Raw genomic sequence first — 19,741 nt, forward strand, 5'->3', positions numbered from 1 at the left:
CCCCGGGGGCGGCCCGTCACCGGGGCGACCGTTCCCTTCGATGCCGGGGGACCGTTCCTCGAACGACGTTCGACCCCGGCGGCGGCGACCAAGAGACGCAACGACTCTCCCACGGTGTCACCGGCTCCCGGCCGTCCCCGTCCGCTTCGGGTCCGGCCGTGTACTCGGGCGCGTAGGGGGTGTGGCAGTGCGGTGGGACGAGGAGGAGTTCCTCCATCTGAGCCCGGGCCGCCCGGCGCCACCCCTCGAAGTCGCGGACGGGTGAGGTGCCCCAGGCCGGCGGGAACGTCAGGTCGTCCCTGAGCGCCCGCAGCAACCCGGGCGGCCCGGGTACGGAGGTCACCCGCGGGGCCGCCAGTCGCCCAGGTGGGTGCCGGGGGTGTGCAGGGCGGCCTGGGCGCGGGTGAGCTGGGGCCGGTTCCCGGGCACGGTGATCACCGCGCCGGGACCGGTGTTGCGGTACTCGGCGAACCGCTGGTCCTGCCAGGGGTGGCCGCTCGCCATGTCGGTGTAGGGCGCGACCGCGTCGATGCCGGCGCCGAGGCGGGTCTCCCGGACGGTGAGCATGGGGCGGGCGGTGCGGTCGGAGCTGGGCACCCAGGGGCGGGCCAGCTTGTAGTAGCCGTCCGGGGCCTCGCTGCTGATCCTGCTCCGGGTGACCAGGTAGCCGCGGGGGTTGGCACCGGCGGTGGAGGGCGCGAAGACGAAGCCGTGCGGGGCGGCGGTGAGGTCCGGACGGATCAGGGTGCGGAAGTGGCAGTGCTCGAAGAGGGCGGTGGCGCGGCCGAAGACGAAGTCGACGTCCCCCTCGACGTAGCAGTGGGCGAAGTACTGGCGGGCGAAGGTGTCCAGGGAGGCCGTGTCGGCGTACAGGGTGTCCTGGTGGCCGAGGAACCGGCAGTGGGTGAAGGCGCTGCGGTCGCCCTGCACCTTGAGTGCGACGGCCTGGGTGCCGCTGGTGCCGGGCAGGTCGGCGCGCAGCCAGTCGTTGGCGAAGGTGATCCAGCGGGCGGTGAAGCCGTCGGGGCGCACGGTGGTGGTGGCCGAGCCGGAGGTGCCGTAGGTGCCGGAACCGTCCGGCCGGGGGGTGCCGGCTGCGTTGTCGTGGACGATGACGACGTCGCGGGGGTTCTCGGAGGCGCCGATCCAGGTCATCCCGGTACGGTCGGCGTCGACCGAGACCGTCTCGCGGTAGACGCCGGGCGCGATGACCAGGGTGCGTCCGGTGCCGGTCGCGGCGGTCACGGCGGCCTGGAGGCCGGTGACGTCACCGGCGCCGCGCGGGTGGACGTACAGGGTCTGCGGGGTGAGCCGGTCGGACGGTGAGCCGAAGCGGCCGAACGGGCCGCGCGGCCGGCCGCCGGCCCGCGCCGGGACGGCGGACAGGGCGAGCGCGGTGCCGGCCGCGGCGCCGGTGAGCAGGAAGGACCTTCGGGACGAGGGAGAGGGCATGCGGTCGCTCCTTGGACAGGGGGACGGGCCGGTGCGGGCCGCAGTGGGGGCGGGCCGCACCGGCCGGACGAGGGGCGGGGTCAGCGGATGCGGCCGGCTCCCGCGCCGTACTTGACCAGCACCGGGACCGCCCGGGCCGGGTGGACCGCGGTGCGCAGGGTGGGGGTCCAGCCGGCGCCGGACCGCAGGGGCGTGCCGGGGAGCTCCGCGTTGTGCGCGGCGATCAGGTCGACCCGCTCACCGTTGACCAGGTTGTGCGCGGCGGTGAGCGGTGAGTCGTTCCACCGCTTGAGGATCTTCGACGGACCGATGCCCTCCGGCAGGGTGAACGCGTTGTGTTCGGCGACGAGCTGCGACTCCTTGCCGATGCCGAAGCTGTAGGAGTAGCCGGTGTCCGCCACGAAGTGGTTGTTGTACACGTCGACCTGCCCGAAGCGGACGCGCGGCGCGCGCTCGACCAGGTGCGAGAACAGGTTGTGGTGGAAGGTCGCCTTGAGCTTGCCCCGGTCGCCGGCCGCGGTGGACTCGCCGTCGCTGTTGCCGATGAGGATCGTCTTGTCGTGCTCGGTGAAGACGTTCCAGGAGGCGGTGACGTGGTCGGCGCCCTTGACGATGTCCAGCTCTCCGTCGTGCTGCTGGTAGAGCATGCCGAAGTGGGTCGGGGCCGCGCTGTCGGGGTGCTCGCCGTCGGTGAAGGTGTTGTGGTCCAGCCACACGTGCGTGGAGCCGTGCACCACGGCGGTGTCGTACTCGGAGTTCCAGTTGCCCCGGCTGCCGTCGGTGGGGTCCCACTGCGGGAAGCAGTCGACCGGGCTCTCCAGGGTGAGGTTGCGGACGATGACGTTGTGCACGCCCTTGATCTGCAGGCCGGCACCCTTGATGCCGGCGTTCCTGCCGACGCCGATGACCGTGGTGTTGGAGGGGATGTTCGCCTTGACGGCGGTGTCCTGGGCGGCGGCGGACGCCCTGCGCAGCCCCTCCGGGCTGTCGTCCGGCTCGGCGCTCAGGTCCCGCTCCAGTCCCCAGGTCTCCGGCGCGTACGTGTCCAGGTAGGCGTCGAAGTCGTACCCGGGCGCGGCGAACGCCTCGCAGCCCTCGGAGACCGCGTCGAGGGTGCCCTTCACCTTGATGATCTTCGGGGCGTCGCCGCCGTCCGCCAGGGCCGCCTTGAACCCGGCCCAGTCCGTCACGGTGTACACGTGCTCGGCGTCCGCGGCGGCGCCCCCGGTCGTGCCGGTGCCGTGGGAGGCCCAGCCGTCGCCCGCGCCCAGCGTCTGCCGGGCGGGGTCACGGGGGTGGTGCGACGGGGAGTGGGCCTGGGCTCCGGTGCCGGTCAGTGCCAGCACGAGGGCGGCACAGCCGGCCACCGAGACGGCTCTCGCTATGGCATGCGCATGCCATTCAGTTCTCTGCACGGTGCTGCTCTCCTTCGTCCAGGGTTCGGGTGTTGCGCCACGGGCTCCGGCCGGGTGATCCAGGACCCGGGGACCCGGCCGTCCAGCCGCCGTACGTCGCGCGGTGCGAGCACCCGGGTGCTCAGCAGCTCCCGGGCGACCAGTCGCGCCACGGCGGTCGCGCCCGGCGGATCGACGTGCGTGTTGTCCTGCTTCGTCGCCGTCCAGTGGGAGTACGTCTTGGTCCCCTCGGCCCCGAGCTCCCGCCACAGCGCCGGCGGCAGCGCCTGGACGTCGAGCAGCGGGACCCGCTCCTCGCGCGCCGGCGCCCGCGTCGCCGCGGGGTACCCCCCGTGGCTGGGCACGGCACGCCCGTCCGCGTCGAACCGCCGCCGTGGTGGCCGGCACGGGCTCGGCGCCCCGGGCCCGGGCGCCCTCGGCGGGAGCCGCAGGTACTGATCGCGTCGGACGGCCCGCGGCCCGATGCCCCACAGGCCGCCCCACGGCGAATCCGTTCCGATCAGCCCATCTGTTCGTCCCACTCGGCCTGCGCCTCGTTCAGCTGCCCGGCCAGGCCGTCCAGGAAGTCCTTCGCGCTCATGTCGCCCAGCAGCACCTTCTGGAAGTTCGGCTCGTTCTCCGCCTTGGAGATCGTGTTCCAGTCCGGCAGGTAGTACGGCAGCTGCACGATGGTCGTGGACCCGTCGGTCAGCGCGTCCGCGGCCAGCTTCGTGGGCTCCGCCTTCGCGATCCACTCGGCCTTGGCCGCGTCCAGGTGCGCCGGCACCTGCCCGGCCGACTCGTTGAACTTCGAGTTGGACTGCGCCGACGCGGCGAACTCGATGAACTTCCAGGCGGCCTCCTTGTTCTTGGAGCTCTTGAACAGACCGAGGCCGTCGACCGGGTTGGAGACCTGGACCCGCTTGCCGCCGGGCCCGGTGGGCTGCGGGATGCCCCGGAACGTGTCGGCGCCGAGGGCCTTCACATGGTCCTGGTACGAACCGAGGTTGTGGTTCAGCATCCCGATCTCGCCGGAGTCCCACTGCGCGACCATCTTGGTGAAGTCGTTGTTGAGGTCGGCGGCGGGGGTGACCTTCTTGAACAGGGCCGCGTACTCCTCCAGGGCCTTGACGTTCTTCGGGTCGTCGACCGTGGTCTTCTTGCCGGTGGAGTCCCAGAACGAGGTGATGCCGGACTGGCCGTACATCGCGTCCAGGGCCTGGGCGATGGAGCCGGCGCCGCCGCGGATGGTGTAGCCGAACTTGTTGGCGCCCTTGTCGGTGAGCTTCTGAGCGGCCTCGAAGAACCGGTCCCAGGTGGTCGGCTCCTCCAGGCCCGCCTTCTCGAACAGGTCGGTGCGGTAGTACAGGACGCCGTTGTTGGCCGAGGTCGGGACGGAGTACAGCTTGTCGTCGCCGCCGCCGGCCGCCCGCAGCGACTCGACCATGTCCTTGTTGAGCTTGCCGTTCAGTGACGACCCGTCCAGCCGGTCGTCCAGCGGGTCGAGCGCGCCCTGCGCCGCGAAGCCCGCGAGCATCGCCGCGCCGACGCCGCCGACGTCCGGCAGGCCGCCGCCCTGGATGGCGGTGTCGACCTTGGACTGGTACTCGGTGGAGGCGATGCCGACGTACTGGACGTCGATGTCCGGGTTCGCCTTCTCGAAGTCGGCGATGATCTCCTTCCAGATGTCGGTGCGGACACCGCCGTTGTTGTCCCAGAAGATGATCTCGCCCTTGCCGCTGCCCTCGCCGCCGTCGCCCGCGCCGCTGCCGCCGTCGCCGCAGGCGGTGGCGGTCAGGGCGAGCACGGCCCCCAGGGCGACGGCAGCCGAGGTGCGGCGGCCTCTGCCGGTGCTGTTTCCGAGAATGCTGATCTTCATTGGTCGGCTCTCTTCTTCCGGGTACTGATCCTGAACTGCGTGAACGTGGCGGTGCCGGCGTGTCCCTGACCGGAGGGCGCCAGGGCGACCAGGCCGAGCAGGGCACCGACCCAGCGCCAGGGCGTGGCGGCGAAGACGTGACCGGAGGCGCGGAACCCCTCCCCGGTGTCGTACGAGAAGCGGCAGCGCGCACCCGCACCGATGTCGACGCGCAGCCGCGCCCGGCCATCCGGGGCGGGCCGTGGGTGGTCGGCCTCCCGCTCCCTCTCGGCGACGGTCTCGGCGAACCGGTGCACCAGGTGCACCGTGCCGTCCGTGCCGCGCTGGAGCCCGATCCAGCGGTAGGCGTCCCCGAGGACCACGAGGCCGGCGCGTGCGCCGGGTTCCTCGCTGTCGAGACGGAGCCCCACCTCGACGGCGCACGGGGTGCCGGGCAGCCGCTGGGTGAGGACGTTGGGCAGGGTGCGCAGGTCGTGCGCGCCGGCGGAACGGACGCAGGTCAGCCGCAGACCGTCGGCGGAGTGCTGGGTGGCCCAGCCGTCCCTGGGGTTGGCGGTCCACTGCCACTGGCGGCCGTGACGTCCGCCGGGGAAGTCGTCGTCGGCGGCGGGCGCGGCGGGCGGCTGCGCGGGCAGGTCCGGGCGGCGGTGCTCGGCGACGGGGGCGCCGTGGTCCCCGATCACCGGCCAGCCTCCCGAGTCCCAGCTCATCGGCTGGAGGTGCACGACGCGGCCGTACGCGCCGCGCTGCTGGAAGTGCAGGAACCAGTCCTCACCGGAGGGGGTGCGCACCCAGCCGCCCTGGTGGGGCCCGTTGACGTCGGTGTCCTGCTGCTCCAGGACCACCTTCTCCTCGTACGGCCCGAAGAACGCGCGGGAGCGGAAGGCGCCCTGCCAGCCGGTCTCCACTCCCCCGGCGGGGGCGAGGATCCAGAACCAGCCGTCGTGCCGGTAGAGCTTGGGCCCCTCCAGGGTGAACCAGCCGGGGATGCGGTCGGCGTCGACGATCACCTCGCCCTCGTCGAGGAGTTCGGTGCCGTGCGGGTGCATCCGGTGGCCGGTGAGACGGTTCTTGACGCCGGAGCGGGACTTGGCCCAGGCGTGCACGAGGTACGCCTCGCCGGTCTCGTCGTCCCACAGGGGGCAGGGGTCGATCAGGCCCTTGCCGGCCTTCACCAGGTGCGGCCGGGTCCAGGGGCCGCGGATCCCGGGGGCGTTGACCTGGAAGATGCCCTGGTCGGGATCGCCCCAGAAGATCCAGAAGCGGTCGTCGTGGTGGCGCAGGGCTGGGGCCCAGACCCCGCAGTCGTGCCGCGGCACGGTGAACTCGGCCTCGGGTTCCAGCCGTTCGAGTGCGTGGCCGACGAGGGTCCAGTTGACCAGGTCGCGGGAGTGCAGCAGGGGAAGCCCGGGGACACGGCCGAAGCTGGAGGCGGTCAGGTAGAAGTCGTCGCCGACGCGGATCACGTCCGGGTCGGACCAGTCGGCGTCCAGCACCGGGTTGCGGTAGGTGAGGTCCACCCGCCCGGCGCTCATGGGCTCACCGCCCTGCGGACCAGGGCGGCCGCCTCGTCCCGGCCGAGGCGGCCGTCGGCGACCACGGTGACGATCCGGCGGACCACGGTCCCGCCGGGCGGGACCGGCAGCCGGGCCTCGTGCGCGAGGGACGAGCCGACGCCCGGGTACTCGGCGGTGCGGACGAACCAGGGGTCGCGCCTGGTCTGTTCGGTCGCCCCGGCGAAGACCAGGGTCCAGGTGGATCCGGCGAGCGCCAGCCAGTCGGCGGTGTGGCCGTGGACCTCGTTCTCTCCCTCGGTGCCGGCGGTGAAGACGTCCGGGACCGCCTCCTCCTTGCGGGCCCGCCAGAAGAAGCCGCCGTAGGCGGCGCCGGGGCGGCCGTTGGTGGCGGGGCTGCCCAGGGAGAGCGGACCCGGCGTGATGTTGGTGAGGGAGAAGGTGAGGTCCAGCGCCCAGGCGGTGCCGGTGAGCGCGGTGGCGGCGACCGTGCGGCGCTCGCGCAGCAGCTCGCCCGGCGCGGCGATCCAGCGCAGCTCCTCGACGAATCCGTCGGGGTCGCGCAGCTGGTAGGAGGTGTGCCGCTGGGAGCCGTGGTTGTCCAGCTCGGTCGGGCCCCGGTCGCGGACGTAGGTGCGTCCGCCCCAGAAGTTGAACCCCTCGACGTCGGGAACGGCGACACCGACGCCGAGGTGGTGGGCGTGGTCGGCGGGGCTCAGCTCGGTGACCGCCGTGCCGGCCAGGGTGGTGACGGGGTGCAGGTGTGGCCGCGGGGACAGCCGGGCGGGCAGTCCGGGCCGGGTGACGTACCGGCCGACGGGCCGGCCCGCGACGCGCAGCACCGCACAGTCGTTGCCGGTCATCGGGTGCTCACCTCTTTCGGCAGGTGGTGGGCGGGCAGTGCCCAGGGGGCGCCCAGCTCGGAGTAGAGGGACAGGGTGTCGGCGGCGGCCGCGACCAGGGCGTCGATGCCGGGCACCACCCGGCGGTCCTCGCCGGGTACGCGGTGCCAGGCGCCTGTGGGCAGCGGGACCGGGTCGGGGGCCCGGCGGATCGCCTCGACGACCTGCATGAAGGCGCCGGTCGCGTCCGGGGGGACGAGCAGCGGCGTGCCGTCGGTGAGGTGCGCGACGAGGTTCTCCAGCAGGTCGGTGCGGTCGTGGCGCACCTCCTCGGGACCGTGGTCCGCGCGCTGGAGCAGGACGCGGTCCTGCTTGTACCAGAGGGTGATACGGCCGCTGGTGCCGTGCACCATGACGTACGGCTCGTCCGCCCGCTCGGCACACAGCGTCACGGCGACGGTGACGGAGCCTCCCCGCGCGGTGGTGATCCGTACGCAGGAGGTGTCGTCGGACTCGATGTCGTTGGCGCGCAGCAGCTCGGTCTCGATGCCGGCGACGTCCTCGGCGCGGGTGCTGTCATCGAGGGCGAGGGCGGTGGCGACGGCGTGGGCGAGCGGGTTGGTCAGCGCCCCGTCGATCACGTCGACGCCGTCGAGCCGGCGCCGGCCCGCCCAGGGCGACCGCCGGAAGTACGCCTCGGGCCGCACCCAGGCGCCGGCCGCGCCGATGCCCACCACCCGGCCGACGGCGCCCTGGGCGACCAGTTCGCGGATCGCGGGGACGGCGTGCGAACCCAGCGACTGGAAGCCGATCTGGCAGGCGACCCCGGCCGCGGCGACCCCGTCGGCCATCCGGCGGAACTCGGCGTACGACGGGGCCGGCGGCTTCTCCAGCAGGAGGTGCACGCCCCGTGCGGCCGCCGCGAGGGCGAGGTCGGTGTGGGTGGGGATCGGGGTGCAGATCACCGCGACCCGGGCACCGGTGGAGTCGAGCAGCGCGCCGAGGTCGGCGGACTGCTCCGGGAGTTCACCGCCGAACTCGTCCTCGGTGAGTGGGGTGAGTTCACAGATGCCGACGAGCCGTACGCCCCCCTTCTCCTGGAGCCGGCGGATGTTCTCGACGTGCCGGCGGCCGTGGCCGCGGGCGCCGGCGAGGACGACGGGAACGGGTACGCCGGACGTCATCCCTTCACCGCCCCCGCGCTGAACCCGGTGATCAGCCACTTCTGGATGAAGGCGAACACGATCACCACGGGGACGGCCGCGATGATGCCGCCCGCGGCGAGTGCGCCGAGGTCGACGCTGTCCGCGCTCATCAACGTGTTGAGGCCGACCGGGATGGTCTGCTTCTCCTGGTTGTTGAGGAACATCAGGGCGAACAGGAAGTGGTTCCACGAGTGGACGAAGGCGAAGGAGCCGACGGCGATCAGACCGGGCCGCAGCAGCGGCAGGACGACCACCCGGAAGGCCCTGAACCGGTTGCAGCCGTCGACCCAGGCGGCCTCCTCCAGGGAGTACGGCACGTTCTTGATGAAGTTGCTGATGAGGATCATCGACAGCGGCAGCTGGAAGACGGTCTCGGCGATGATGACGCTGCCGAGGGAGTTGATCATCTGCAGTTCGGCGAAGATCTCGAACAGCGGGACCAGGAGCAGCGCGCCGGGCACGAACTGGGAGCAGAGCAGGGCCAGCATGAACGCCCGCTTGACCTTGAAGTCGAACCGGGCGAGCGCGTAGCCGCCGGCCAGCGCGACCAGCGTCGTCATGATCAGGGTGGCGACGCCGACCAGCACGCTGTTGTGGAAGAAGGTGCCGAAGCTGCGGTCCGTCCAGACCTTCTCGAAGTGGACGGAGGTCACCGGCCAGGGCACCAGCGAGGTGGAGCCGGCCGGGCGCAGCGCGAAGAGCAGGATCCAGTAGAAGGGGACGAGGGTGAAGACTAGGTAGACGCCCAGCGGCAGGTAGATCTGCCAGCGGGGTGCCTCGTCCCAGGCCCGGCGCTTCGTCGCCGGCCGTGGCGGCTCGGGGACGGCGGCCGCGGGGGCGGGGGCGGCCACGACGGCCTCCTTGGTGATCACTTCTCGCCTCCGAACTTGCTCAGCCGCAGGTAGACCGTCGAGCAGAAGAGCAGGATCACGAACGCGACCGTCGTGAGGGCCGACGCGTAGCCGAAGTCATGGGATTCCACCGAGGTGTTGGCGATGTACAGCGGCAGGGTCGTGGTCGCGCCCGCGGGTCCGCCACCGGTCAGCGTGTAGAGCAGGTCGACGTTGTTGAACTCCCACACCGCGCGCAGCAGCGTGGACAGGATGATGGCGTCCTTCAGGTGCGGCAGCGTGATGTGCAGGAACTGCTTGAAGCGGCTTGCCCCGTCGACCTCGGCGGCCTCGTAGAGGTCCTTGGAGACGGACTGGAGGTCGGCGAGGATGAGGATCGCGAAGAAGGGGACACCGCGCCACAGGTCGGCGACGACCGCCGCCGGGAAGACGGTGGAGGTGTCCGACAGCCAGCTGACGCCGTAGTCGCCGATGCCCATGTCCGCGAGGTAACGGGTGACGCCCGTCTGGGAGTTGTAGAGGAGCACCCAGATCGCGGAGGTCAACACGCCGGAGACGGCCCACGGCGAGAAGACGAGGGCGCGGCCCAGGGCGCGGCCGACGAAGGTCTGGTTGACGATGAGGGCGAGGGCCAGGCCGAACATCAGCTGCAGTCCGACCTCGACGACGACCCACTTGGCGCTGAAGACGAGGGTGTCCCGGAACAGCGGGTCCTCGGTGAAGATGTGGGTGAAGTTGTCGAAGCCCGCGAAGCCGTTGCGCCACGGCTTGGTGGGGTTGTACTCCTGCAGGCTGTAGTAGAAGACGCTGAGGACCGGGTAGGCGATGAAGCCCAGCATGAGCAGGGCGGCCGGTGCGATCAGCAGGTAGGGGAGCCTGCGGGGCGTGGCGGAGGCACGGCGCCGCCGGGGTGGCCTGGGCGGTTTCGCCACGGCAGCGGCTTGGGCCATGACTGTTCTCCGTTTCTCGGTACGTCGTGCTGTGTGGTGCGTGAGCCGGGGGAAGCGCTTTCTTCGTAGGTGTGCGGGATCCGCCCCGGACGGGCGGGTCAGCCCGCGTAGGGGTCCTGGACGGTGCCCGGGCGGGCGAGGAACTTGAAGTCGCAGCCGGTGTCGGCCTGGGTGATCTGGTCGTTGTAGAGCGCGCCGTAACCGCGCTCGTACCGTGCGGGCGGCGGCGTCCACCGCTCCCTGCGGCGCTGGAGTTCCTCGTCGTCGACCTCTAGCCGGAGCGTGCGGTTCTCGACGTCGAGCGTGATCGGGTCCCCGGTGCGCACCAGGGCCAGCGGTCCGCCGACGTACGACTCGGGGGCGATGTGCAGGACGCAGGCGCCGTAACTCGTCCCGCTCATCCGCGCGTCGGAGATCCGGACCATGTCCCGCACCCCCTGCTTGAGCAGGTGGTCGGGCAGGGGCAGCATCCCGTACTCGGGCATGCCCGGGCCGCCCTTGGGGCCGGCGTTGCGCAGCACCAGCACGCTGTCCGCGGTGATGCCGAGCTCCGGGTCGTTGATCGTCCGCTGCATCTGCCGGTAGTCGTCGAAGACGACGGCGGGACCGGTGTGCCGCAGCAGGTGCCGCTCGGCGGAGATGTGCTTGATGACGGCGCCGTCCGGGCAGAGGTTGCCGCGCAGTACGGCGAGGCCGCCCTCGTCCGCGACCGGGTTGCCGCGGGGCCGGATGACGTCGTCGTCGTGCACCCGCGCACCGGCGATCTGCTCGCGCAGGGTGTCGTGACAGACGGTGGGCCTGTCGAGGTGGAGCAGGTCGGGTATCCGGGAGAGGAACCCGGGCAGTCCGCCCGCGAAGTGGAAGTCCTCCATCAGGTACGTCTGTCCGCCGGGACGGACGTTGGCCAGCACCGGGACGGTGCGGGCGATGCGGTCGAAGTCGTCGAGTGTGAGCGTGACGCCGGCCCGGCCGGCCATGGCGATCAGGTGGATGACGGCGTTGGTGGAGCCGCCGAGTCCGAGGACCGTCGTGACCGCGTCCTCGAAGGCGTCCGCGGTGAGGATGTCACTCAGCTTCCGGTCCCGGTGGACCAGGTCGACGATCGTCATGCCCGCCTTCGCGGCCATCCGGTCGTGCCCGGAGTCGACGGCCGGGATGCTGGAGGCGCCCGGAACGGTGACGCCGAGGGTCTCGGCGGCGGCGGTCAGCGTGGACGCCGTGCCCATCGTCATGCAGTGGCCGGGCGAACGGGCCAGGCCGCTCTCCAGCTCCTGCATCTCGCAGTCACCGATGACGCCGGCCCGCTTGTCGTCCCAGTACTTCCACATGTCGGTGCCGGAGCCCAGGGTCTCGCCACGCCAGTGGCCGGGCAGCATGGGCCCGGCGGGCACGAAGACGGTGGGCAGGTCGGCGCTGGCGGCGCCCATCAGCAGGGCGGGCGTGGACTTGTCGCAGCCGCCCATCAGCACGGCGCCGTCGACCGGGTACGACCGCAGCAGCTCCTCGGTCTCCATGGCGAGGAGGTTGCGGTAGAGCATGGGGGTCGGCTTCTGGAAGGTCTCGCTGAGGGTGGAGACCGGGAACTCGAGGGGGAATCCGCCCGCCTGCCACACCCCCCGCTTCACGGCCTGCGCGCGGTCGCGCAGGTGGACGTGGCAGGGGTTGATGTCGGACCAGGTGTTGAGGATCGCGATGACGGGCTTGCCCAGGTGCTCCTCGGGCAGGTAGCCGAGCTGGCGGGTCCGGGCGCGGTGGCTGAAGGAGCGCAGGCCGTCGGTGCCGTACCACTGGTGGCTGCGGAGCCGCTCGGGGGACTTCATATCGACCACTCCGCGGCGATGGCGGCCACCTCGGCGCGCTCGCTCTCCGGCAGCGGCCTGCTCGGCGGGCGGACCTCGCGGCGGCACAGGCCGAGGGAGGCGAGGGCCTCCTTGACGACGGTGACGTTGTTGGCGGAGCCGTTGGCGGCGCGCATCTCCTCGAAGCGGCGGATCTGCTCCCACACCTTCATGGCGGTCGGGTAGTCGCCGGAGCGCAGCGCCTCGATCATGTTCAGCGAGACGGAGGGGGCGACGTTGACCAGCCCTGAGGTGAAGCCGGTGGCGCCGACCGAGAAGTAGGAGGGGGCGTACGGTTCGGCGAGCCCCGCGACCCACACGAACCGTTCGAGTCCCGCGTCCCGGGCGAAGGCGGCGAACTTCGCCGCGTCCGGCACGGCGTACTTCACGCCGATGACGTTGGGGCAGGTGTCGGCGAGTTCGGCGAGGCGGGCCCCGGTGAGCTGCGCGTTGCGGATGTAGGGGACGACGCCCAGGTCGGGGACGGCCTCGGCGATGGCGCGGTGGTAGTCGACCCAGCCGCTCTGGGAGACGTAGGGGTGGACCGGCTGGTGCACCATCACCATCTGCGCGCCCAGGTCCCGCGCATGCCGCGCGGAGTCGACGGCGGTGGGCACGTCGTGGCCCACTCCGACGAGGATCACCGAGCGGTCACCGGCCTCCTCGACGGTCAGCTCGGTGACCAGGCGGCGCTCCTTCGGGGTCAGGGCGTAGAACTCACCGGTGTTGCCGTTGGGGGTGAGGGTCGTGACGCCGCCGTCGAGGAGACGTCGCAGCAGGGCCCGGTAGGTCTCCGGGTCGACGGAGCCGTCCTCGGCGAACGGGGTCACCGGGATCGCCACCACGTCGGCCAGGGCCGCCCGCTGGGTCTCGAACGTCGTCGTCATGCCTGACCGTCCTCGTTCCGGGCCGCCGGGGCCGCTTCGAACTCCGCTTCGGGGAAGGCCCGTCGCACGAACGACGCGATGTGCGCGTGCAGGGCGCGCGCCGCGCCGTCCGCGTCCCCGTCGAGGGCGAGCCGCAGGATCTCCCGGTGCTCGCGGGCCTCCCGTTCCCAAGAGGGGTCGGCGGCCCAGGCGACGGCGGACACCAGGGCCGCCTGGTCACGGACCTCGTCGAGCATCCTGCCGAGCAGCGGGTTGCCGCACGGCAGGTAGAGGGCGCGGTGGAACTCGCGGTTGGCGAGCGACCGTTCGGCGGTGTCGGTGGCCTCGTCGGCGCGGGTCAGCGCGTCGCGTGCGGCGTCGAGGGAGGCTCCGCGGCGCACGGCGCGCCCCAGCGCCTCGGGCTCGAGGAGCAGGCGCACGTCGTAGACCTCCCGCGCCATGTCCGCGTCGACCATGCGCACCGTGACGCCCTTGTACTGGCTCATCACGACCAGACCGGTGCCGGCCAGGGTCTTGAGCGCCTCCCGCACCGGGGTCTTGGACACCCCGAACTGTGCGGCGAGGTCGGTCTCGACCAGGGCCTGGCCCGGTGTGAACCGGCCGGTGAGGATGCGGCGTTTGATCTCCTCCAGCACGTACTGCGTGCGGGAGGGGATCGGCGTGGGCACAGAGGTCATGCGCGCCTCTCGGATCTCGCGAATCGGATCTCGCGTATCGGATCTCGCGTATCGCGTCTCATATATGACGTACGAAGTACGACGCGGATGACCGTAGGAGCGGCCCGGGGTTTCGTCAATGCCTCCGACAAGGAAACGTGCCGTTGCCCTACGTGGCGTCCCCGGACCGGCGGTGGCCTCTTCAGGGGTGTGCGGCTCAGATGGCGCCGTTCGCTGTCGCGACGGCGGCCCGTGCCGGCCGCCGGGGAACACGACGGCCGGGGCACCGTGGGCGCTCTCCACGATGCCCCGGCCCGGCGAGAGCCGTATGCCCGTGCGATTCCGCGAACGTCACACGGGGCGTGTCCAGCCCGGGTCCCGGCCGCTGAGGCCGATCGCCCGGTCCAGCAGCGGGGCGCCGGGCGGAACGGGAACGACGGGCCCGAAGATGCCGCCACCCCGGTCGTCCTGCTCGGCGGCGGCGAACAGGAAGGCGTGCGCGCTCTCCAGCGCCGCGGGATCGGGCGTGTACGGCTGACCGGTCGCGCGGGCCAGGTCCCAGGCGTGGATCACGAGTTCGTCGGTGAGGACGGCACCGGCCACTTCGCCCGGCAGGTCCACGCCCCCGGCCCGGGTCATGCCGGTCCAGGCCGCCGGGTCCCGCCAGACCTCGGCGAGTTCGCCGAGCACCTTGGGCAGATCCTCACGCCAGCCGGGACCGATGTCCGGCAGGGCGGCGTCCGGGCCGGTGTCGGTGGTCACGCCCAGTTCCTTGCGGCCGGCGTCGCGGAAGGCGACGGCCAGTCCGAGGACGTGGCCGAGCAGATGGCGCACGGCGTACCGCGGGCAGGGCGTCCCGTGCGCCAGCTGCGCCTCGGTGACGCCCTCGGCGAGACGCGTCACGATCCGGGTCTGTGGTCCCAGGTCGACAGGGGTGTCGGTCATCGGGCTCCTCCTCCTGAGGGTTTTCCTGGGAGGTTGACCGATGCGGGCACCGGAACTCATCGCCGGGCCGTCCGCTCCTTAAGGCATCCGCCCGATCCGCACGGCCCGTCCTCAGTTCCAGGATGACCGGGTATGACGAAGTCGACATGGACGGTGTCCCGCGTACTGCGGGACCGCAACGCCGGGCTCTGCCTCACCGCGGTGGTGGTCTCCGGGTTCGGCACCTCCGCGCTGTGGCTGGTCGCGGGCGTGTGGGTCAAGGACCTCACCGGCTCGGACGGCCTGGCGGCCCTGTGCATGCTGGCGATGTGGGCGCCGACCCTGGCCGGTCCGCTGCTGGGCACCCTCGCCGACCGGGTCCGGCGCAGACCCCTGCTGATCGGCACGAGCCCGGTGATGGCGCTGCTCCTGCTCACTCTCTGCGCCGTCGACTCGCCGCACGGCCTGTGGCTGCTGTACGCGGTGCTGCTCGTGTACGGCGCGGCGGGCGTGGTGAACGACGCGGCCGAGTCGGCGCTGATCGCCACCGCCGTGGACCGCTCCCTGCTCGGCGACTTCAACGGACTGCGCATGACCGCGGGCGAGGGCGTGAAGCTGCTGGCCCCGCCGGCGGGGGCGGGTCTCTACGCGGCCTGCGGCGGGGCGGGCGTCGCCGTCCTGGACGCGGTCACCTTCCTGCTGGCCACGGTGGTGTACGCGCTGCTGCGCGTCCGGGAGGAACGGCCGGCGCCGCCGCGGGGCGGCCGCCGGGAGCGGACGGCCGAGGGCGCCCGCCACCTGCGGGCGCATCCCCTGCTGCGTCCGCTGGTGGCGGCGGGCGGCGCGACGATGCTGTGCGCGGGTCTCAGCGGGGCACTGCTCTACGCCGTGGTCGAGGACCTCGGTCACTCCCCCGCCTACGCCGGTGTGCTGTACGCCGTCCAGGGCGCGGGGTCGGTGGTGGTCGGTCTGCTCTCCGGGCCGGCCCTGCGCCGCCTCGGCGCCCGGCGCTTCGCGGCGTACGGCGTCGCCGTCCTGTCCGTCGCGGTGGCCCTGCGGGCGGTGCCGCACGACGCCCTGGCGTGGGGGTGCAGCGCGGCGATCGGCGCGGGCCTGCCGGCCGTCCTGATCACCACGCTGACCGCCGTGCAGCAGGAGACCCCGCCGGCGCTGCTGGGCCGGGTCACCGCCACGGCCAACGCGCTGGTGTTCGCCCCGAACGTGGTGGGCCTGGCGGCGGGTGCGGCCCTCGTCGAGCTCCTGGACCACCGGCTGCTGCTGGCCGTGCTCGGGGCCGTCCTGGCGGCGGTGGCCGCGGCGCTGCTTCAGAGGCCCGCGAGCGCCGAGCGCACCGCTTCCAGGTCGCCGTCCGACGCCAGCCCGGCGTGATACAGCCGCAGTTCCGTCGCCCCCAGGCGGCGGGCCCCGGACACGTCGGCCGCGAGTGCGGCGGGGCTGCCGCCCATGCCGGAGACCACGGTGAAGTTGGCGGCGAGCACGGTGTCCGGGCGGGCCTCCCGGGCGAACGGGGTCAGCAGGCCGGCACCTCCGGTGCAGGGCACGACCACGCCGTCGGCGACGGACAGGATGTGCGCGGGGTCGACGCCGGCGTTGGCCCCGCAGTGGTAGGACACCGGGTCCGCGTGCAGCAGCACCTGGAAACCCGGGGGCGCGGCCCGCCGCACGGCCTCGACCGCCGTTTCCTGGAGCGTGCGGGCGGTTTCGTCGCGCCACGCGCGCGTGGCGTTCGCCGCCGTCCCGCCGAGAAGCTTCTCGACGCCCGGCCAGGCCCCGTCGGAGGGCGCCCCCCGCCACACCGGTTCCAGTGCGGCCCGTACGGCGGCGGCGAGCGCGTCGGCGTCCAGGCCTCGGGCGCCGTAGCCGTCGCGGCAGGCCGGGCAGAAGCACAGGGACATCAGGTACTGCCCGGCGTCGCCGAGGCCGACCCCGGCGGTCTTGTCGTGGGCGTGCAGGTGGGCCAGCCCGTACCAGCCGAGGGACTCCAGCTCGGTACCGCGCGCCCCGGGACGCACCGCCGCCTCGGCGGCCAGGTCGGTCAGGTAGGCGCGCGTGGCGGGCTGGGCGATGCACGGCGCCCAGGGGTAGCGGTCGCCGTAGGCGTTGACCACCGAGGTGTCCGGGTGTTCCGCCCCGAGGCGGGAGTTGTGCGCGAGGACCACCCAGGTGTGCACCTGGAGACCCGCGCCCGCGAGTGCCGCCGCGGCCTCGCCGAAGGCGTCGCCGGGCGCCCAGTCGCCGGCCGCGTGGGGACGCGGGGTCCGGCCGGACCAGCGCTCCCCCGGCGGGTAGAGCACGGCCGCGTACCCGGCCGTGACGACGCGGTGGCGCGGGTGACGGGGGGTCAGCGCGCGGGTGGAGTGGTAGGCGGAGGCGAGCGTCACCTGTGCCGTGCCGAGCGCGGCGATCCGCGCGGGTGCCTCCGGGTCCCCGTTGACGTCCCAGGGGTAGACGAACGCCGACGCCTTCACATGCCCTCCTCGAGCAGTGCGTGTCCCCGCTCGATCAGCCGAGCGAGCTGCTTGACATGATCTCCGGCGGGTTCGTGCAGCGGGGGCCGCACCTCCCCCACGTCGAGGCCGCGCATCCGCACGCCGGCCTTGACGAGGGAGACGGCGTAGCCGGGGCCCTTGGCCCGCAGGTCGGCGAACGGCCGGTAGAAGCCGTCGATCAGGCGGTTCGCGGTGGCCTCGTCGCCGGTGCGGAAGGCGGTGTGGCAGGCGACGGCGATCTCGGGCGCGAAGCAGAACACCGCGGAGGAGTAGAGGGTGATGCCGAGGCCCCGGTAGGCGGGCTGGGTGAGTTCGGCGGTGGGCAGCCCGTTGAAGTAGAGGAAGTCCCCGGGCCCCTCCGCGCGCACGGCGCTGACGGTCCGCTGCATCAGGTCGAGGTCGCCCTGGCCGTCCTTGAGGCCGATGATCCCGTCGGTGCGGGCCAGTTCGACGACGGCGCCGGGCGTGAGGACCGCGTTGTCGCGCTGGTAGACGATCACGGGCAGCCCGGTCGCCGCGGCCACCTCGCGGTAGTGCCGCACCAGCCCTTCCTGTCCCGCCCTGACCAGGTACGGGGGCATGGCGAGCAGTCCGTCGGCCCCGGCGCTCCCGGCGAGGTGCGCGTAGCGGACCGCCAGCGCGGTGCCGTACCCGACGCCGGCGACGACCGGGACGCGGCCCTCCGCCGCCTCCACGGCGGCCCGGACGCAGGCGTCGAACTCCTCGGGCGTCAGCGCGTGGAACTCACCGGTGCCGCAGCAGGCGAACACCGCGGCGGCCCCGGCCTCGACCCCCCGGCGGACATGGAGCCGGTAGGTGTCGAGAGCGACGGCGCCGTCGGGCCCGTACGCGGTGACCGGGAAGAACAGCGGCCCGCTGGGGGCGTCGAGTCGGGCGGCGAGAGGGGCTGGCGTCACAAGCTCTCCCTGGTCCATATTCTTGATTGCTGTCCACACCTCTGAACGACTCCCACGCTAAGCTCCCTCAGGGAGGCCGGTCAAGCGGCTCACCCCGCCCACACCGACGGAGTCGTACGCACCGCGGGGAGCATGGGGGACACTTGACGCGCCAGGCCCCCTCTCCTTAGCGTGTCCACGCATATGAATGCCGTGCGCGTATGTAGGTGCGCGACGGCCGGCGCCGCAAGGAGACCCGAGGATGCCCACTCCCCGCACCGTTCTGCTCACCGGCGCCGCCGGCGGCCTCGGCACCCTGATGCGGGGACTGCTGCCGGACCACGGCTACGCGCTGCGCCTGCTCGACCTGCGCCCCGTCGACGGCGTGCCGGAGGCGATCGTCGCGGATCTCGCCGACAAGGACGCCGTGCGCGAGGCGGTCCGCGGCGTCGACGCGATCATCCACCTCGCGGGCATCTCCCTGGAAGCCTCCTTCGACAAGATCCTCAGGGCCAACATCGAGGGCACCTACAACCTCTACGAGGCGGCGCGCCAGGAGGGCGTCGGACGCGTCGTCTTCGCCTCCTCCAACCACGCCGTCGGCTGCACCCCGCGCCCGCGGGGCGACGACCCCCTCATCCCGGTCGACACCCCGCGCCGCCCCGACACCTTCTACGGCCTGTCCAAGTGCTTCGGCGAGGACCTCGCCCAGCTCTACTGGGACAAGCACGGCCTGGAGACCGTCTCCGTGCGCATCGGCTCCTGCTTCCCCGAGCCGACAAGCGTGCGCATGCTCTCGGTGTGGATGAGCCCCGCCGACGGCGCCCGCCTCTTCCACGCCGCCCTGACCGCCGAGAACGTCGGCCACACCGTCGTCCACGGCTCCTCCGCGAACACCCGCCTGTGGTGGGACCTCGGCTCCGCGCGGGCGCTCGGCTACGACCCGCAGGACGACTCCGAGCCGTACGCCGAGAAGCTCATCGCCGAGCAGGGCGAGCTGGACCCGGACAACCCGGCGCACGCCTGCCTGGGCGGCCACTTCGTCACCGACCCGCCCCGGTGGCCGTACTGACGGAGGAGCACATCCGCGCCGGGCGGCGCGAAAGGACCGCATCCGGCGGCGGGCGGGCACCGAACGGGCCCGCCCGCCGCCGCATCGGGGACACCCTGCTGAGTACGGCCTACCGAACGGACTGCCGCACTACGTGGGCGGACCCCAGGCCCTGGACCAAGCCGCGGCGGGCGTGGGCCGCAAGATCGTGGTGGTCCCATGAGAGTTCTCCTCGCCCCCGCCGGGCGAGACACCCTCCGGGTCCCGCCCACCCCCGGTCGGACCAGGTAAGGGAACGGTAAATCGCCCCCGCTCGTTCACCCGGCATGACAGCTATGACCCCCGGCTCGAACATCCCTCTCCCCACCGCCCGAGTGACGGTGGACGTCGCCGCACCCGTGCGGCTAGACGTATCGGGCCTGCTGCTCACCGCCGACGGCAAGGTGCGCTCCGACGACGACTTCATCTTCTACAACCAACCCGCCGGCCCCGGCGTGACCTACCGCTCCGGCGGCGGCACCACCCCCGACGCCATCACGGTCGACACCACGGCCGTACCCCCCGGCATCGAGAAGATCGTCGTCACCGCGAGCCCCGACGCCGCCGGCCAGACCTTCCAGGGCATCGAACCGACGGCCACCCTCCGCAACGCGGACGACAACGCCGTCCTGGCCACCTTCACGCCCCCGCGCCTCGGCAGCGAGACGGCACTGGTGATCATGGAGATCTACCTCCGCAACGGCGTCTGGAAGGCCCGCGCCGTCGGCCAGGGATACGCCAACGGTCTGGCCGGCATCGCCACGGACTTCGGCGTCACGGTCGAGGAACCGGCCGCCCCCGCCCAGCCCGTGACCCCGCCCGCGCCGCCGGCCGCCCCGCCCGCCCCGCCGAT

The 19,741-nt window shown here is 72.7% G+C and carries 17 protein-coding genes and 1 pseudogene; 3 read left to right on the top strand and 15 right to left on the bottom strand.

Translation table 11 applies throughout. The annotated features are described in order from the left end of the window. Window positions 1-339: 339 nt before the first annotated feature. From BU52_RS24515 to BU52_RS24575, 13 genes and pseudogenes are all read right to left on the bottom strand, one after another. Entirely contained in the window at window positions 340-1,452 is a 1,113-nt protein-coding gene (locus BU52_RS24515) for a pectinesterase family protein (protein WP_037938061.1), read from the bottom strand. 80 nt (window positions 1,453-1,532) lie between these two features. Beyond that, entirely contained in the window at window positions 1,533-2,867 is a 1,335-nt protein-coding gene (locus BU52_RS24520) for a pectate lyase family protein (RefSeq protein WP_037938063.1), read from the bottom strand. Further along, window positions 2,834-3,284: pseudogene (locus tag BU52_RS24525) on the bottom strand (hypothetical protein); the annotation flags it as partial. The gene BU52_RS24520 and the pseudogene BU52_RS24525, both read right to left, overlap by 34 nt. A gap of 82 nt (window positions 3,285-3,366) precedes the next feature. Beyond that, entirely contained in the window at window positions 3,367-4,725 is a 1,359-nt protein-coding gene (locus BU52_RS24530; RefSeq protein WP_037938064.1) for an ABC transporter substrate-binding protein, read from the bottom strand. After that, window positions 4,722-6,260 (bottom strand): glycoside hydrolase family 43 protein, encoded by a 1,539-nt coding sequence (locus BU52_RS24535; protein ID WP_037938065.1) that lies wholly within the window; start codon window positions 6,258-6,260, stop codon window positions 4,722-4,724. Before BU52_RS24535 ends, BU52_RS24530 begins: the two co-directional genes overlap by 4 nt. Then, window positions 6,257-7,102 (bottom strand): DUF6807 domain-containing protein, encoded by an 846-nt coding sequence (locus BU52_RS24540; protein WP_037938068.1) that lies wholly within the window; start codon window positions 7,100-7,102, stop codon window positions 6,257-6,259. Before BU52_RS24540 ends, BU52_RS24535 begins: the two co-directional genes overlap by 4 nt. Next, on the bottom strand, window positions 7,099-8,265 hold the full coding sequence (locus BU52_RS24545) for a Gfo/Idh/MocA family protein (RefSeq protein WP_037938070.1): 1,167 nt from the start codon (window positions 8,263-8,265) through the stop codon (window positions 7,099-7,101). Before BU52_RS24545 ends, BU52_RS24540 begins: the two co-directional genes overlap by 4 nt. Next, window positions 8,262-9,158 carry a carbohydrate ABC transporter permease gene (locus tag BU52_RS24550; protein ID WP_037938071.1) on the bottom strand — a complete coding sequence of 299 codons (897 nt, stop codon included), beginning with the start codon at window positions 9,156-9,158 and terminating at the stop codon, window positions 8,262-8,264. The genes BU52_RS24545 and BU52_RS24550 overlap by 4 nt, the downstream gene beginning before the upstream one ends. Beyond that, window positions 9,155-10,087, bottom strand: coding sequence for a carbohydrate ABC transporter permease (locus BU52_RS24555; RefSeq protein WP_037938072.1), 933 nt, complete (start codon window positions 10,085-10,087; stop codon window positions 9,155-9,157). Before BU52_RS24555 ends, BU52_RS24550 begins: the two co-directional genes overlap by 4 nt. A 98-nt stretch (window positions 10,088-10,185) precedes the next feature. Continuing rightward, the gene (gene araD, locus BU52_RS24560; protein ID WP_037938073.1) at window positions 10,186-11,907 is read right to left on the bottom strand and encodes an L-arabinonate dehydratase; all 1,722 of its coding nucleotides are present in this window, start codon (window positions 11,905-11,907) and stop codon (window positions 10,186-10,188) included. Further along, complete coding sequence (locus BU52_RS24565) at window positions 11,904-12,812, bottom strand: dihydrodipicolinate synthase family protein (protein WP_037938074.1); 909 nt, start codon at window positions 12,810-12,812, stop codon at window positions 11,904-11,906. The genes araD and BU52_RS24565 overlap by 4 nt, the downstream gene beginning before the upstream one ends. Further along, a complete protein-coding gene (locus tag BU52_RS24570) occupies window positions 12,809-13,489 on the bottom strand; it encodes a GntR family transcriptional regulator (protein WP_037938075.1) in 681 nt (226 codons plus the stop codon). The genes BU52_RS24565 and BU52_RS24570 overlap by 4 nt, the downstream gene beginning before the upstream one ends. A gap of 330 nt (window positions 13,490-13,819) precedes the next feature. Then, window positions 13,820-14,413 (bottom strand): TIGR03086 family metal-binding protein, encoded by a 594-nt coding sequence (locus BU52_RS24575; protein ID WP_037938077.1) that lies wholly within the window; start codon window positions 14,411-14,413, stop codon window positions 13,820-13,822. A 132-nt stretch (window positions 14,414-14,545) separates the two neighbouring features. Here BU52_RS24575 and BU52_RS24580 point away from each other — a divergent pair, with 132 nt between their 5' ends. Next, a complete protein-coding gene (locus BU52_RS24580) occupies window positions 14,546-15,781 on the top strand; it encodes an MFS transporter (RefSeq protein WP_037938079.1) in 1,236 nt (411 codons plus the stop codon). Here BU52_RS24580 and BU52_RS24585 read toward each other — a convergent pair. After that, window positions 15,718-16,881, bottom strand: a complete 1,164-nt coding sequence (locus tag BU52_RS24585; RefSeq protein ID WP_037938082.1) for a hypothetical protein — start codon at window positions 16,879-16,881, stop codon at window positions 15,718-15,720. The genes BU52_RS24580 and BU52_RS24585 overlap by 64 nt on opposite strands. Beyond that, window positions 16,878-17,819: a 5-dehydro-4-deoxyglucarate dehydratase gene (locus tag BU52_RS24590; RefSeq protein ID WP_037938084.1), complete on the bottom strand. Its 942-nt coding sequence runs from the start codon at window positions 17,817-17,819 to the stop codon at window positions 16,878-16,880. The genes BU52_RS24585 and BU52_RS24590 overlap by 4 nt, the downstream gene beginning before the upstream one ends. A 241-nt stretch (window positions 17,820-18,060) precedes the next feature. On the opposite strand from BU52_RS24590, the gene BU52_RS24595 reads away from it, so the two are divergent. Continuing rightward, entirely contained in the window at window positions 18,061-18,870 is an 810-nt protein-coding gene (locus BU52_RS24595; protein WP_037938086.1) for an NAD-dependent epimerase/dehydratase family protein, read from the top strand. 314 nt (window positions 18,871-19,184) lie between these two features. Further along, on the top strand, window positions 19,185-19,741 hold a 557-nt coding region (locus BU52_RS24600), incomplete at its 3' end, for a TerD family protein (RefSeq protein WP_200881273.1).

The organism is Streptomyces toyocaensis, assembly GCF_000725125.1.
Classification (GTDB): domain Bacteria; phylum Actinomycetota; class Actinomycetes; order Streptomycetales; family Streptomycetaceae; genus Streptomyces; species Streptomyces toyocaensis.